The following is a 15,696-nucleotide window of genomic DNA, read 5'->3' as shown; positions in this document are numbered from 1 at the left end:
AAGAAGAATACGTTTGCATGAACAACAGATGGAGCGATTGGAGATGAAGAAATTGAGCAAGTGAAAGGACGCACAGTCGAAAAACTGTGAGTTCAGACTGTAGACAACCTCCAGGAACTTCGGAGGTTGAGTACAGTCTTCTTTCGTTTACAATGAAAGAACTAGTAGGAAAGTTGATTTGCGCTACGAATGGACGCTTTCAGCGGGAACTTATGCTCCAAACGCTTTGCTTTAAGGAAATCAAAGAGTCCACAACAGATCCTGAAAGTGGGTACTTCCGAACTTGGCTTTTGGTTTTATAAATTTGAAACAGTTGTCCAGTTGGACATGGAGAACGCGCCGACTATGAAGGCTGTAATGATATACCTGTCTAAAGGATCTCCAGTTGATTGGAGTGCAGGGCGGCGACTCCTGGGGAATCAGCGCAGCGTGAAGACCCCGCAGGAGCGAAGCGACGAGGAGGCTGAGGGCAAGCCCCCGGAAAGCGTCCGCCAGGAACGGAAATCAACGTTATTTCAGTCGACTAACAGTTAAAATACATGTGTTAAAGCAAAAGGCATGAAAATCATTGATTTCCATCCCTTTTGTCTACAGCCTGGACGCACAGTCGAAAAACTGTGCGTTTTTACTTACTCTTTTTTTATGGTAAATTCATTCGCTAGAATGATCGGTATCTGCGTTATGTTAGCGGTTTTTTCGCCATTAGCCGAGACTGTTATTGGTTGTTTTTTTTGCCAAGAACGAGAAAAATGTCGAAATTTGCGATTTGGTCATTGTCATGTATGGATAGATAGGTATATTATAGAAATAATGAGAGGGTCTTTAGTCATTATACATCCTGCTTACTATCATCCAGACTCTCTGATTCAAAAGGAGGAGAAAAGTATGGATACAAACAAATCGACATGGTCAAAAGCATTGAAGACAGTAGCTGTCTGTGCAATCTCGCTGACTGCGATCAGTGCCTATTCACCTGTACAGGCTGCTGAAAAAGAGGCTGCAGCTATTACGCAAAAACAAACAGCTTTCAAGGATGTTGCAAAAGGATACTGGGCGACCGATTCCATTGAATGGGCTGCTTCCACAGGTTTGATCAAAGGGTTTCCAGACGGGACGTTCAAACCGAATGATGTGCTGACAGAAGAGCAATTCACGACAATGCTCACCCGTTTTTATGAAGAGCTGGGGAAAGAGGTTGAAGCCAGCACAGCGGATTCAAAATGGGCGAACCAAAAATACGAAGGTTTAGCTCACTACAAAATCCCACTGCTTGGATACGATGATGTCAATTTCAGAAAGCATCCTGTAAACCGTGGATTAATTGCTCAAGTTTTTGCCTACTTGCAAAATAACTCCAGTGACTTGGAGGACGCGGTTACCTACTTATTTGATAAAGGCATTACCAATGGAAGCAATCCGAATGGTAAGACGGCTGTAGAGAAGTTCGGTGCTACTGATCAATTAACCCGTGCCCATGCCGTTGCTTTCTTTAAGCGTATTGCCGATAGCGGCACCGTATCTGTCAATCCAGAAGTGGTTGCGGATAAAGTGGAAGCAGAAACGGCAGATGCAACGGAAAGTCTTCGTTTGGCAAAAGAAGAAGCATTACTTAAAGTGGACCCAATTGCCATCCCTGACAAACAGGAATTAAAAGTGCAAAAGCAGCAATTGATCGAGAAGAAAAAAGAAGTGGCAAAAGAGCTTGGCGTCAAAATGGGAGATATCGGTAAAGCAATTGGTGAAGCAAAGCGTGCTGGCGACTACGATAAAGTACAACAATTGATCCTTGAAAAGAAAGCGGTCGTTCAAGATAAAAAGGATCAAAACAAAGAATTTGGCAAGCAAATTTCAGAGTTGGAGAAATCAAAAAACGAAACAAATGGTAAAGTGGATGGGACAAGCAAAGACTCCGGCAAACAGATGTCCGATCTTGGTCAATCCATCGGGGAAGCGAAAAGTAATGGCGATTATGGCAAAGCGCAGGAATTGATTGATGCCAAAAAAGATATAATCCAAGAAAAGCAACAGCAAAACAAAGAATACGGCAAGCAAATGTCTGAAATCGGACAATCCATTGGAGAAGCAAAACGCAATGGCGATGAAGCAAAAGCACAAGAATTGATCAATACTAAAAAGGATTTAGCGCAAGAAAAGCAGCAGCAGAACAAAGAATATGGAAAGCAAATGTCAGATTACGGAAAATCGATTGGCGAAGCAAAGCGCGCTCAATACGGTAAAGGGAACTGATACTAACTGTGGAGCCTTCGCGAAAGCGGAGGTTTTTTTGTTGCGTTTTTGAAGTTTTATAACGAATATGCCAAGATGAAAGGAAGAGTTGAAAGGAGTGGTGTGGCTATGAATGAGAAAGTTCATGTTTTATTCGTCTGTCTCGGCAATATATGCCGTTCCCCGATGGCGGAAGCTGTGTTTCGACATATGGTGAAGGAAGAGGGATTGGCAGGCAGTATATCCGTTGATTCGGCAGCGACAAGCAGCTGACATATTGGAGAACCGCCTCACAAAGGAACGGTTGCTAAGCTGAAGGAGTATGGCATTTCTACTGAAGGGATGACGGGACGGCAAGTAAACCGGACTGATTTTGACCAATTTGATTACATCATCGGAATGGACACTAGCAACATCCGGAATGTGCGGGATCTTCTTGGGCAGCCGGATCATCCGAAAATTTTCCGCCTCCTTGACTTAACTGAACGTACCATAGATGTACCGGATCCATATTATACAGGAGATTTTCAGGAAACGTATGAGTTGGTGACAGAGGGGTGCCGGATTTTATTAAATAAAATCAAGTCGGAACATGAAATCTAAGGTAGCAACCTGGATCAGGGGGGAAGCAAGTGAAAAGAGTGGCGCTTGTGTTTATGGGGTTTTTCGTCGTCATTATCATGTTGGCTTTCACGTCGAAAGTCTTTGTATCTCCTACTAGCGAAGCAGAAACAATCGTCCATCGGTATATCGAGTATATAAGAGCGGAAAACTGGAACGAGTATGTGGAGCTCTTCCATTATGATGCTGAAGTGAAAGAGGATTTGCTGTCATTCCTGCTTAACGAAGAAAAACAAGCCGAGAAGGAAGGGATCCATACGATTCAGGACATAAAGCTTGTGAGCATGGAAGCAACAAGTGACCCGGAGTTTAGTTCAAAGGGTGACGAAGTGTATGATGTGCTATTGGATATGAAAGTTCATAAGCCTTCTGAGTTCTATGAGAATGGGGTGTCCCGCCATATTTTTGTATTTAACAGGACGGGCGAAGGGTTGCAATTAGAAACCGTTTATTATAAGGGATTAGCTCAAGATTAGTAGGGAGAGATTGCCGTTTATCGCAATCTCTTTTATTATGCCCAAAAGTAATAGAGCTATAGTATACTGAACACGAATGGAGGAGATTTACAATGATAACAACTGATTTACAAGCGATTTGCCCAACATTAGGTAGAAGAGGGGCAGAGCGGAATGCACATACACATTTTATATGAAGACAATCATTTGCTTGTCGTAGAGAAGCCGGTGAATGTGCCTGTGCAAGAGGATGCAAGTGGAGACCCCGATTTGTTATCCCTGCTTAAAGATGACATCAAAAGGCGCTACCAAAAACCGGGCAATGTGTTTCTTGGGCTCGTGCATCGTCTGGATCGGCCGGTTGGCGGTGTGATGGTATTCGCCAAGACGTCGAAAGCGGCCTCTCGTCTGGCTGATGTTTTACGAAAAGGGGACATGGGAAGAGAGTACTTGGCAGTTGTTCATGGACAACCGCGCAAGCGTGAAGCGACGCTGGAACATTTCCTATGGAAAGATACGAAGAAGAATAAGGTTCATGTGACAAATTCCAAGCGGGAAGGAGCCAAACGGGCAATCCTCTCCTATGAAGTTCTGGACCATGCGAGGAATCATAGTTTAATTGCGGTGACACTTCAAACGGGGAGGTCGCATCAAATCCGGGTGCAATTAGCGAAAAGCGGAACACCCTTATATGGAGACCAGAAATATGGAGAGAAGCTTAACCGGCCTGGTGAGCAGCTTGCCTTGTGGGCGCATCGACTGGAATTCCCGCATCCGACTACAAAGGAATGGCTCTCATTTGAATCGATGCCTCCGAATGTCCATCCTTGGAATGTCCATCCTTGGAATGCGCTTCAGAAGGAAGCAAGCATGTATGCGAGATAAGGTGCATGGCTATATGAGGGCTTTGGAAGTCCAGTAGCACCATCTTCCCATTGCTCCCGTTAAACATTGACAGCCGAAAACAGGAACCCTACACTTAAAAAGACAATAGTTAGCTGGAGGGCATCAATGACAAACCATCCTTTTATTCCGATCATTATCGGAACAGACATAAATGCGTATAATATGGCGATTTCTTTTCACGAAGAGTATGGCATCCACCCGATCCTAGTCGGTAAGGAACCATTATCATTTACAAATTTGAGCACAATTCCCCGAGTGATCGAATACAATGCGCAACTTGGCGAAAAAGAAGTGTTCGTCCGCTTTCTGAAGGAAGTGGCGGCAAAATACCGTGAGCCTGAAAAGAAAATGCTCCTGATCGGCACGAACGATTTGTATGTCCGGATGATTATTGAAAATCAAGAGGCACTCCGGGAAGATTATCTGTTTAATTACATTCAGGAAGATTTGATGAATCAACTGCTCGTCAAAAAGAATTTTTATGAACTTTGTGCAGAGCATGGCATTGACGCACCTGCGACTTATTTCCACTCCTGCTTAGAGGACAAGCCGTTTGAAGAGGAAGTAATGTTCCCTGTCATCATTAAACCGAGCAATGGCGTTCTCTATTATAAAAATCCATTCCCGGGAATGCAAAAAGTATACAAAGTGGATTCTTATAAAGAAATTCAAAAAGTCATCCAGACGATAAAAGCGAGCGGGTACACAGAAGACCTCATCATCCAAGATTTTATTCCTGGCGATGATACGTATATGTGGGACTCGGTTTTCTACATAAACAGCAAAGGCAATACGGAATTGATCACGTTTGGCCAAGTCGTTCTGCAAGAACATACGTTGACGGCGATCGGTAACTATACATCGGTAATTACCCGGTACAATGAGGAAATGATGCTGAAGCTGAAAGATTTCCTCGAGTCTCTGAATTATGTGGGTTACGCGAACTTTGATTTGAAATATGATCATCGCGACGGGAAGTTCAAAGTGTTCGAGGTGAACATCCGCCAAGGACGTTCCAGTTATTACATCACTTCCTGCGGGCATAACTTGGCACGGAATTTTGTCGATGACTTAATTTACGGAAAGTCAAAGCCGCTCACTCTGTTAAAAGAGAAGTTTTTATTTACGGTCGTTCCGAAAATTGTCTTGCGCAAATTCGTGGATAACCCGGACGTCCGTGAGGAAATTAAAGAGCTGCTCCGGCAGGGCAAGTATGCGAACCCTCTATTCTATAAGCATGACAAGAGTTTCAAACGGAAATTATATTTGTTCATGCGTCAGGTGAACTACTATAAGAAATACAAAAACAATACTTGGTAAGCAAAAATCCTCCTACTCGCTTGCGGGCAGGAGGATTTTTACTTTAGGTGAAACGTTGGACGAGCTCATGCATCCGTTCCGCCTCGCTATGCAATTCCAAGGAAGAATGCATAATGCTTTCAATGGCGTTTTTTTGTTCATCGACAGAAGCATTGATCTCCTCTGTTGCAGCAGCGGACTGGGCGGCTACTGATGCAATTTGGGAAATAGCCTGCACGACTACTTGCCGGTTGCCATCCATCATGTTCATGTCGTGCTCCATAGCGGAAAGCAAGGAGGAAATTTCATGGATGGAGGTGGACAACATATCGAATGCAGACTGTGTCTCATTAATGAGATGTCCCTGTCCGATTGCCAACTTCAGCGTCTGTTCCATTTGCTGTTCAGCCGATCCCGTATCCTGTTTAATATGGGACAGCAAATCCCGTACCCGGTTGGTCGCATCATTCGTTTCCTCTGACAATTTCTTCACTTCATTCGCAACGACCGCAAAGCCTTTGCCATGCTCGCCAGCCCTAGCTGCTTCGATGCTGGCATTTAATGCGAGTAGATTGGTTTGTTCAGAGATAGCAGAGATTGTTTGGACGATTGCTTGGATTTCATTCATGCGATGTGCCAGCTGAATGAAATTATTCTGCAATCCATCAATCTCATGGCGGAATGATTCCGAGTTCATACCTAGCTGTCCAACCTGTTTTGTACCTGACTTTTGGAGTTTGGTCATGCCATTCATTTCAGTAAGGATCTGCGCATAGCGAGTTGTGGTTTGGCTGATTAAATCCGATAGATGCTCTACTTTTCCAATGGCGGTATCCGCCTCCTCTGCCTGAACGATAGCCCCCTTGGAAATTTCATTGATGGCATGGTGAATTTCATCTGCTGCAGCGGTTGTTTCCTCAGTTATTGCACTTAACATTTCGGAAGAACTTCGCATTTTGGTCGAGGAATCGCGTGTGTGACCGACCATTTCATTCAAGCTTTCTTTCATGTCGTTCACATTAGAGGCCAGAACGCCGAGCTCATCGGACGTTCGCACCGGGATGAGAGGGCTGGATAATTTCCCTTCTGCGATATTAGAAGTCATGTACATTATTTTTCTAATATAACTTGTCATCCTGCCGGAGAAGAACCAGAATAATCCGACGCCGACGATCAAGGCAATCAAGATAGTGCCTAATGTAAAATAAAGGACCTTTTGTGCGCCAGCATTAAAATCCATTTCATAGGTTCCCGCTGCAATGATCCAGCCCCAATGTGGATCGACCAGGCTGTATGTGATTTTGGGAGCGGCGGTATCAGGGTTTGTCGGAGTCGGCCAATCGTATTTTACAAATCCTCCTCCCTCCTGCGCTTTCTCGATCACTTCTCTTATAAAATAACGGCCGTCGTCGGACTGGAAGTCATAAATATTGTCTCCTTCCATGCTTGGGTGTGCTTCCAGATGGCCATCTTCTGTGATCGCATAGAAATAAAAGTTCTCGCCGTATTTAGCTTGATTGGTAATAGAACGCTTTCCATTCGGACTCTTTTTGCCAATCATCATCTCACGGGCTATTTCCTGTGCTTCGTTCAATGTAAGACGGCCATTCTTCACATCATTGTCCAATATGCCGATCATATCGATGATGGCGTACGTTCCATTTTCCAAACCGAGCTGTCCAACCTGATCCAGCTCTTGTTTGGCAATAAAGTAATTCACAATCCCTACACTAAGCAATGGAATTAAAATGACGAGCGCACCTAAAGCAACTAATTTATTGCGTACTGAATGCCTCATGCTATTGCCTCCTTCCTAAATAATACATATTTAGGTCTATACTTTATATATCGCACAAATTACCTAAAAATGAAGAGTTTTGAATGAAAATAAATTGTATTCAATCTTTTCTACAAACCGTTGAAAAGGTTTACAGGAATAGTAAATGAGGAATTACATAAAGGCAGATTTGTTAGGAGGAAAAAGTAAGATGAGAAAGATCGAAGATATTCAATTTGACAGAAAACGTGATAAAATCATAGATACATTGGTCGATAATGGCATATTCAAAGTGAATGGCAAACAACTGTATGAATTGACCTTATATGAATTAATGAAACAATATATGAAGAAAGTAAACGACTAAACGAGGGGTTCGGGGTGATGGAATGTTAAATGAAGCATTGCAGCAGCTTAGCCAGAAATGGCTCGAAGAAGCAACAATTCGCGATATGCAAACGAAGATGAATGAGGGTCAGTTGACATCCGAGGAATTGACCTTGCTTTATTTAGACGTGATATGCCAAAAAAATAATGAATTGAAGGCAGTACTGGAGATTAATCCCCAAGCATTGCAGTCAGCATGTGCGCTAGATGAAGAAAGGAAAGAGAAAGGGCCGCGTTCTCTTCTGCATGGAATTCCTGTTTTATTGAAAGACAATATGAATACGGCAGATGGAATGCACACAAGCTGCGGATCCTTAGCCATGCAGGATTTTCATGCAGCGGAGGATGCGTTTTTAGTATGCAAGCTGCGCGAAGCGGGTGCTGTCATTCTCGGTAAAACGAATATGACGGAATGGGCGAATTTCATGTCGGACCGCATGACGAATGGATGGAGTTCTCGAGGCGGGCAGGTGCTGAATCCGTATGGTCCGTTTGATGTGGGTGGTTCCAGCTCGGGATCAGCGGCGGCAATCGCTGCGAATTTGGCGGCAGTTGCTATTGGTACCGAGACATCTGGTTCGATCATTAATCCATCAGCACAAAATGCTTTAGTGGGACTCAAGCCAACCGTCGGGATGATCAGCCGCTCGGGCATAATTCCGCTATCATTTACACAAGATACAGCGGGACCGATGGCAATGACAGTTGAGGATGCCGCCATCACATTCGGCGTCCTGGTTGGCTATGACAAAGCGGATCCCATTACGAGGAAGGCTGTGCGTTACGAAGAGACGGATTGGCTGTCGGCTATGCGCAAAGATGCGTTGAATGGCGTCCGCATTGGCATCCCGCGGAAAATCTTTGAACGTGAAATTTCATCCGAGCAAACCGATTTATTCAATCAGGCATTGGAACAATTGAAACTGGTCGGCGCCATTATCAACGATGATATTGATCTTGGAGCAATGGAGGATGACCTCGGCTACGATGTGCTCCTTTATGAATTTAAGGTCGCGTTGAACCAATATTTGGCTCAAACACCAGACACGAATAAAATCCGTTCATTGAAAGATATTATAGATTACAATACAAACCACCCGGATGAGACTCTACGTTTCGGACAAGTGATGCTAGAGAAAGTGGAGAGGACGAGTGGAACGCTAACTGAGCCAGCATACTTGGAAGCGTTGCTGCGCAATCGGCATTTAGCGAAGGAAACAGCGCTCGACAAAGCATTAGCAGAAAATGAAGTCGATGTGCTAGTCCTCCCGCAGGATCATGGGTGCAGCTTCAGTGCGGCAGCTGGGTATCCTGCCATTACGGTGCCGTCTTCCTTCACAGAAAAAGGGGAACCGTTCTGCCTGACGTTTTGCGGGCCGGCCTTTTCGGAGTATGAACTTATCGGTTACGCCTATGCGTATGAACAAAAGTTCCAGGGTAGAAAAAAGCCATGTGAGATAAAAGCGGGCTCCAGTAAGGAAAGTAGTTGAAATGTAATCAAATCAAGTCCATTATTAACTAAGAGGAATATTGGAAAGCGGGGATGCACATGTCCTTTTTAGATAGAATGGACGATGAAATTAAAAGAAAATGGAAGTTTGCCGAGGCAACGCCTATTCAAAATCAGATGATACCTGAAATGTTGGATGGAAAGGACATTGTTGCCGAGTCGCCAACAGGAACCGGAAAAACACTTGCTTATGTGTTGCCGATTCTGCAGCAAGTGGATGGCTCGAAACAAAGGACGCAAGCCCTCATAATGGCGCCTTCACAGGAATTGGCTATCCAAATTGTCAATGTCATCCGCGAATGGGTGGAAGGCACCGATATGACAGTAACTCAATTGATTGGCGGCGCCAACATGCAGCGCCAAATCGAACGTCTGAAAAAGAAGCCGACGATTGTAGTTGGAACACCTGGCCGTCTTGTCGAACTTGTTAAAGCGAAACGATTGAAGATGAGTGACATCGAATACATCGTGTTGGATGAAGGAGACCAATTGCTCTCTAGAGATTATCGCGTAATCGTGAAAAACTTGATCGAAGCATCCAGCCCGAAACGCCAAGTCGTTGTCGTCTCGGCAACCATTACAGACGAAATCGAGATTGTCGCGAAAAAACTGATGGACGATCCAATTCGTTTGCAAGTGTCAATCAAAGATATGCCACTCACAGGAAATGTCGTCCACTCCTTCATCAAAACAGACGCCCGTGACAAAACGGATTTATTGCGCGGCCTCTCCCATGTGGAAGGAATCCATGCCCTGGCCTTCATGAACAATGTCGACCAGCTCCGCATGAAAGAAATCAAACTGCAGTACAATGAAGCCCCGATTGCCGTATTGTACTCGGATATGCGCAAATTCGAACGGCAAGAAACATTGGAAGCCTTCCGAAAAGGAGATATCCACATCCTCATCGCTACAGACCTGGCAGCCAGAGGTTTGGACATCGACGGATTAACACACGTCATCCACGTCGACGTGCCGCATACGATTGAACAATACTTACACCGGTCGGGCCGTACAGGACGAGCCGGACAAGACGGCGAAGTACTGACATTGCTGTCCTATCCAGAAGAGAAGGACTACCGAAAACTCACAAAAGAATTCAAGCCCGTCCAGAAAATCTGGTATCAAGGCAAGCTGATGGAAGGCAACGCCAAAACAAAAGCCCAGCCATCCAGCCAAAAAACAAACCCCGGTAAAGCGCAAGGCAAGAAAAAACGAAAATAAGCAAGAAACAGGAGACCTGAGAGGGTCTCCTTTTTTTGATGGGGTGGATCGTTTTAGCTTGGGGAATGCTTGTATATTTGGTTAAGTGCTCGATTACGTGAGGGAACCGCTCGTATATTCTCCATACCTCTCGATTAAGTTGGACAACCGCTCGTATAATTCCCAGACCGCTCGATTATTCAAAAGACCGCTCGTATCTGGTTCCGAACCACTCGTATATCCTCGCGAACTGCTCGTATGTTTCTTTGCAATCGCAAAAACTCAGTGACTGCGGCCCTAGCTGATATCTCGAGAAATTCCGATCCGCTCGATTATGTGAGGTAACCGCTCATATATACTCCATACCTCTCGATTAAGTTGGACAACCGCTCGTATAATTCCCATACCTCTCGATTATTCAAAAGACCGCTCGAATATGGTTCCGAACCGCTCGTATATCCTCGCGAACCACCCGTATGTTATCCAGCACTTTCTCTATTAGCAGTAGATTTCAATAAAAAAGAAAAAGACCGAACAAGGTCGGTCTTTTCCCATTACAACTGAGTCAAAATGATGGGTTCATCTTTAGTGACGATGATGGTATGTTCGATTTGGGCGACGAGTGATTTGTCTGGTGTGGCGAATGTCCAGCCGTCGCTTAATTCGACGATATGCTCTGCTTTTTCCGAGATGAAGGGTTCTACGGCAAGGACCATTCCTTCTTTCATCAAGGTTTTGTCCCATGCATCATAGTAGTTCAGAATATGCTGGGGCTCTTCGTGCAAGGATGTGCCAATACCGTGGCCAGTTAGGTTTTTGATGACGGTGAGGCCGTGTTCTTTTGCTTCACGTTCAACTGCTTTTCCGATTTGATTTAGACGGGAGCCGGCTTTGACTTTTGTCATAGCACGATCGAATGAAGTTTTAGCGACGTCACATAGTTTTTGTTTTCTTTCATCCGGGGTGCCGACTACGAAGGAAATGCCGGTGTCAGCAAAGTAGCCGCCGTATGATCCGGATACGTCGATGTTGACGAGGTCGCCGTCTTGGATCACTTTCGAGCCAGGAATGCCGTGCGCCACTTCATGGTTGACGCTGATGCATGTGTATCCAGGGAAATCGTATTGGTCGATTGGAGCTGAGACGGCCCCTCTTTCTTGGAACAGGCGTCCGCCGAGTTCGTCCAGTTCTTTTGTTGTAATGCCAGGGACAGCTGCTTCTTTCATGGCTTCACGTATTTCAGCGACAATGCGCCCTATTTTTTTTAACGCTTCTATTTCTTCATTTGTTTTTACTATCATCGTTTCCAAGTCCTTTCTTCCGCCTTACTTTTCCATCCACTACTATATCATACGATTGGAGTTCGCAAAGCGATGATGCTTTTTTTATTGTATGCAAAGAGGGCTGTCTTATCTCAGCACCTTTACCCCTTGGTATACATTCCAAACGATGATAACGAGCGACAGAACGCCATAAACAGCCATGAAGAGGAGTGGAACCAGGCTCCAGAAATCGAATTGGCCGGTAATTAAGCTGTTCATTCGGTTCTCAAAGGAGACGAGTGAAAGAGATAAGATGACGAACCCCGCAATGAGGACGACAACAGGTGCCAAATGGGAGATCAATGAACGTTTGGCGTGTGTTTTCACTTCCCGTTCGTTTGAAATAAAGTAGACGACGACAGGCAGTAGAAGTGGTGCGAAAAAAATACTGAAGTAACAAAGAGCGGAAAGAATTTTATTATTATCCATTGAAATACCTCCGTTAACAGAAGACTTAGAGAATAAACGCTTCTTCTAATCATCTTGTTTATAAGTCATTTATCATATACAATGAAATCGACAATTGAATTACAAGACCACAAGGGGGGCCGTTTGGCTGAGAGTGGACATTTTGTCCTGACCCTTCGAACCTGTAAGTTCATACTTGCGTAGGGATGTGGATGGAAACTGACATAATCAGATGTCTCGGTTCTATCCGGGATGTCTTTTTTTTGTCTGCCCGTATCCCTCCAAAACTAGGAGGAGGAGAAGTAGATTGGATCGTAAACGTCTACAGTTGTTGTTGGAAGTAGCAATTTTAGGGGCTTTGTCATTTGTTTTAGACAATATTACACTTTTTAAATTGCCCCAAGGTGGATCAATTACTTTATCGATGCTGCCAATTATATTGATGGCATTTCGCTGGGGATTAGCTGGCGGCTTGTTGACTGGATTCCTGTCTGGCCTGTTGCAGCTCATCATTGGCGGCTATGTATTGAATGCTTATCAAGCCGCTTTGGATTATTTTGTCGCCTATACGCTAGTTGGGCTGGCGGCTGTCACATTAAGCTGGTTGCTGAAAGCGAAAGCTTCGGACAATAAGCGCTCCATGGCTTCGGCCATCATTGTTGGAACTGTGATTGGTGGCTTATTGCGCTATGTTATCCATTTTATTGGTGGAATGATATTCTTTGCTGAGTACGCCGGTGATCAGCCCGTCTGGTTATATTCACTTGTTTATAATGGATCCTATATGATTCCATCTATTATCATCTGTGCGATTGTTGCTGTATTATTGTTCACAACTGCACCGCGCCTCATACAGCGAACATAGAAAAAATGCCTCTCTTCTGTAAAGGAAGAGTGGCATTTTTATTCCCTTTTCATCTCTCTGACAAACAGGAAACTTGCTGCCAGCACGGCCGTCAGGAAAATAGCAGCTGCTGAAACGAACAATTCCTCCGTTCCATTTTTCAGAGCAATTCCGATGAAACTCCAAATGAAGATAAGATTACATACATAATCTCTGTGGTGGTACATAAAATGTAAAGCGCCAGCTGTTGCCACCGTCATGTAAATGACCGTCCAAAGGGGGTCACTCAATCCCCAACCACTCCATTCATGAAGCATTAGCAAATAACTAAGGTTGGTAATCCACCCGAATGAAGCCCAGGCAAGGAAAGCGGCAATCGGAATGCGGCCGGTTATTGTATTCTCCCGTTTCGGATAAGTGAAGTAAAGGAGCAATAACAGGACCACCAGCATGCTTTTGGCTAGGAGCGCCCAGCTAAAAAGTTCAAAATGCCAAAATAGGATCCAAGCAATTTGAGAAGCACATGCGGATGTGAAAAGCACAGTTCTTCTTACTTTCAAACGTTTATCGGAAGTCCCTTTGAAGATCCAGTAAAAGAGAAGCCCGTAAATGACGCCCCATATGATGAAGACATAGTTAGCCGGAATAAAAAGAACGGGGATCCGATTGGTAATTTCAGTTGTCGTACTGCCATTGATGGAGACGAAATTCCCGATAATAGTTAACAGGATGAGTGCAAGCAGGGAAAGCGCCATTGTAATTGATTTTGCCATACGTAATCCTCCTATCCTTAAGTATACAGAGGAATGAGCAGAAGTGCTCGTGAAAGTATGAAAATTCCTTAACAAATCATTTATTTCGATTCCCGAATATTCATGGTATAATATAACCGGAATTGTTGAAAAAATAACTAAATGATTTGGGGGAAATGACGTTGACTAAATTAGCATATTCTCAAGTATGGGATTTGGATGTGTTTTTCAAAGGGGGCAGCGAGTCGGAAGAACTTCGCTCGCATTTAGACGAAGCATCGAATAAAATAAGTGTATTGGAAAAAAGCATTGAGGCTTTCGAGACACCGACTTCAAAAGATGATGCTGATCGGGTACTTCAACTGCTTGAAGAGGTTAAAGACACCACGTTGCATTTGAGACAAGCGGGAGCTGTTATCGGATGCTTCCTCGCAGCTGACACGACAGATAAGAAAGCGCTTGTCCTGCAGGCAGAAACCATGTCTTTAAGTGCACGTTTTGCAACAGCAGATCTTGGGCTGCAACAAAAGCTAGCTCAGACGGAAAATGACGTATGGGAGCAATTGCTGCAGACAGACCAATTGAAAGACTTCACATTCATCCTCAGTGAATGGAGAGAAGAAGTGAAGATGAAGCTGTCTCAAGAAGAGGAAAGTCTTATTACAGCTTTGAGCGTGGACGGATACCATGGATGGGGCCAGTTTTACAACCAATTAATTGGTGATATTAAGGTGAAGCTGACGGTGGATGGTGAAGAGAAGATCCTTTCAGTTGGACAAGCTAACAATTTAAGCTCTCATGAGGAGCGTGCTGTCCGGAAGACTTCATTTGAAGCATTAGAGGATATTTGGACAGAAAAAGAGGACTTCTTTGCAACGACGTTGAATCATTTAGCAGGCTTCCGTCTTGCCACGTATAAAAAGCGGGGATGGGATTCTGTCTTGATGGAACCTTTGATGCGTAACCGCATGAGTCAGGATACACTCGATGCTATGTGGGGTGCCATCAGTGCGAATAAAGGACCGTTCGTGGATTATTTAAACCGAAAAGCTGAGTTGCTTGGAACGGACAAAATGGACTGGTTTGACTTAGATGCACCGGTCACTTCTTCTACAAAGAAAATGGAGTACCAGGAAGGTGCGGAATTTATACTAAAGCATTTTGGCGCATTTGGTCCGGAGCTGGAAGCTTTTGCACGCAAAGCATTCGAAGATAGTTGGATTGAAGCAGAAGATCGTCCGAATAAACGTCCTGGCGGTTTCTGTACAGGTATGCCGATTTCTGAGCAATCCCGGATTTTCATGACGTACAGCGGCTCCATGTCGAATGTAGCGACACTTGCACATGAACTGGGGCATGCGTTCCATTCGTACGCACTTCGTCCGGTCCATCCTCTGAATCGCCAATATGCGATGGGCGTTGCCGAAACTGCGTCTACATTCGCTGAGATGATTGTGGCCGATGCATCAGTGAAGGCTGCAGAAAGTACAGAAGAAAAGATCGCATTGCTCGAGGATAAAATCCAGCGCAGTGTCGCATTTTTCATGAATATCCATGCTCGTTTCCTATTCGAAACTCGATTTTATGAGGAGCGGAAGGCTGGCGTCGTACCTGCTTCCCGATTAAACCAATTAATGTCAGAGGCGCAGGAGGAAGCATATGGCGGTGCACTAAGCTCGACGCATCCTCACTTCTGGGCATCTAAGCTCCATTTCTATATTACAGGAACGCCGTTCTACAACTTCCCTTACACATTTGGCTATCTGTTCTCGTTGAGCATCTATGCTAAAGCGTTGGCAGAAGGGGAAGGATTCGAACAGAAGTATATTGCATTGTTGCGTGACACAGCGGTCATGTCGGTTGAGGATCTTGCAATGAAACACCTTGGCGAGGATATTACAAAGCAGGAATTCTGGGCGAAGGGCGTAACGCTGTGCGTGAATGATGTGGAGGAGTTTTTAAATCTAACTGCCAAGGAAAGGTGAA

At 44.6% G+C, this 15,696-nt stretch carries 13 protein-coding genes, 1 pseudogene and 1 riboswitch; of the genes and pseudogenes, 10 read left to right on the top strand and 4 right to left on the bottom strand.

The features are described 5' to 3' along the window. Positions 1-885: 885 nt before the first annotated feature. From NCCP2222_RS16060 to NCCP2222_RS16040, 5 genes and pseudogenes are all read left to right on the top strand, one after another. Positions 886-2,247, top strand: a complete 1,362-nt coding sequence (locus NCCP2222_RS16060) for an S-layer homology domain-containing protein (RefSeq protein ID WP_248513354.1) — start codon at positions 886-888, stop codon at positions 2,245-2,247. A 108-nt stretch (positions 2,248-2,355) separates the two neighbouring features. Continuing rightward, positions 2,356-2,829: pseudogene (locus tag NCCP2222_RS16055) on the top strand (low molecular weight protein-tyrosine-phosphatase). A 29-nt stretch (positions 2,830-2,858) separates the two neighbouring features. Further along, positions 2,859-3,323, top strand: a complete 465-nt coding sequence (locus tag NCCP2222_RS16050; RefSeq protein WP_248513353.1) for a hypothetical protein — start codon at positions 2,859-2,861, stop codon at positions 3,321-3,323. 153 nt (positions 3,324-3,476) lie between these two features. Next, the gene (locus NCCP2222_RS16045; protein WP_248513352.1) at positions 3,477-4,187 is read left to right on the top strand and encodes an RluA family pseudouridine synthase; all 711 of its coding nucleotides are present in this window, start codon (positions 3,477-3,479) and stop codon (positions 4,185-4,187) included. Between the two features lie 126 nt (positions 4,188-4,313). Continuing rightward, the gene (locus NCCP2222_RS16040; protein ID WP_248513351.1) at positions 4,314-5,528 is read left to right on the top strand and encodes a carboxylate--amine ligase; all 1,215 of its coding nucleotides are present in this window, start codon (positions 4,314-4,316) and stop codon (positions 5,526-5,528) included. A 43-nt stretch (positions 5,529-5,571) separates the two neighbouring features. Here the strand turns inward: NCCP2222_RS16040 and NCCP2222_RS16035 are convergent, their stop codons facing one another. After that, a complete protein-coding gene (locus tag NCCP2222_RS16035; protein WP_248513350.1) occupies positions 5,572-7,305 on the bottom strand; it encodes a methyl-accepting chemotaxis protein in 1,734 nt (577 codons plus the stop codon). A gap of 190 nt (positions 7,306-7,495) precedes the next feature. Between NCCP2222_RS16035 and NCCP2222_RS16030 the strand changes: the two genes are divergently transcribed. From NCCP2222_RS16030 to NCCP2222_RS16020, 3 genes are read left to right on the top strand one after another with little or no spacing between them, the layout of a single operon-like run. Then, the gene (locus NCCP2222_RS16030) at positions 7,496-7,651 is read left to right on the top strand and encodes a Fur-regulated basic protein FbpA (protein ID WP_248513349.1); all 156 of its coding nucleotides are present in this window, start codon (positions 7,496-7,498) and stop codon (positions 7,649-7,651) included. A gap of 22 nt (positions 7,652-7,673) precedes the next feature. Beyond that, positions 7,674-9,161 carry an amidase family protein gene (locus NCCP2222_RS16025; protein WP_248513348.1) on the top strand — a complete coding sequence of 496 codons (1,488 nt, stop codon included), beginning with the start codon at positions 7,674-7,676 and terminating at the stop codon, positions 9,159-9,161. Between the two features lie 59 nt (positions 9,162-9,220). Continuing rightward, complete coding sequence (locus NCCP2222_RS16020) at positions 9,221-10,405, top strand: DEAD/DEAH box helicase (protein ID WP_248513347.1); 1,185 nt, start codon at positions 9,221-9,223, stop codon at positions 10,403-10,405. 533 nt (positions 10,406-10,938) lie between these two features. Here NCCP2222_RS16020 and map read toward each other — a convergent pair. Both map and NCCP2222_RS16010 read right to left on the bottom strand, forming a co-directional pair. Continuing rightward, positions 10,939-11,685, bottom strand: coding sequence for a type I methionyl aminopeptidase (gene map / locus NCCP2222_RS16015; protein WP_248513542.1), 747 nt, complete (start codon positions 11,683-11,685; stop codon positions 10,939-10,941). Positions 11,686-11,793: 108 nt separating this feature from the next. Further along, entirely contained in the window at positions 11,794-12,135 is a 342-nt protein-coding gene (locus NCCP2222_RS16010) for a magnetosome magnetite crystal formation protein family (protein WP_248513346.1), read from the bottom strand. A 102-nt stretch (positions 12,136-12,237) separates the two neighbouring features. After that, positions 12,238-12,338, top strand: a riboswitch (TPP riboswitch). A gap of 83 nt (positions 12,339-12,421) precedes the next feature. Here NCCP2222_RS16010 and thiT point away from each other — a divergent pair. Next, positions 12,422-12,979, top strand: a complete 558-nt coding sequence (gene thiT, locus NCCP2222_RS16005) for an energy-coupled thiamine transporter ThiT (RefSeq protein ID WP_248513345.1) — start codon at positions 12,422-12,424, stop codon at positions 12,977-12,979. Between the two features lie 38 nt (positions 12,980-13,017). Here the strand turns inward: thiT and NCCP2222_RS16000 are convergent, their stop codons facing one another. After that, a complete protein-coding gene (locus NCCP2222_RS16000) occupies positions 13,018-13,731 on the bottom strand; it encodes a tryptophan-rich sensory protein (RefSeq protein ID WP_248513344.1) in 714 nt (237 codons plus the stop codon). 161 nt (positions 13,732-13,892) lie between these two features. Here NCCP2222_RS16000 and NCCP2222_RS15995 point away from each other — a divergent pair, with 161 nt between their 5' ends. Next, positions 13,893-15,695 (top strand): M3 family oligoendopeptidase, encoded by a 1,803-nt coding sequence (locus tag NCCP2222_RS15995; protein ID WP_375709201.1) that lies wholly within the window; start codon positions 13,893-13,895, stop codon positions 15,693-15,695. Position 15,696: the final 1 nt, after the last annotated feature.

This window comes from Sporosarcina sp. NCCP-2222 (assembly GCF_023168145.1).
In the GTDB taxonomy this organism is placed as follows: domain Bacteria; phylum Bacillota; class Bacilli; order Bacillales_A; family Planococcaceae; genus Sporosarcina.
The sequence above is the reverse complement of the archived record's forward strand: the minus strand, read 5'-3'. Positions and strand labels throughout refer to the sequence as shown.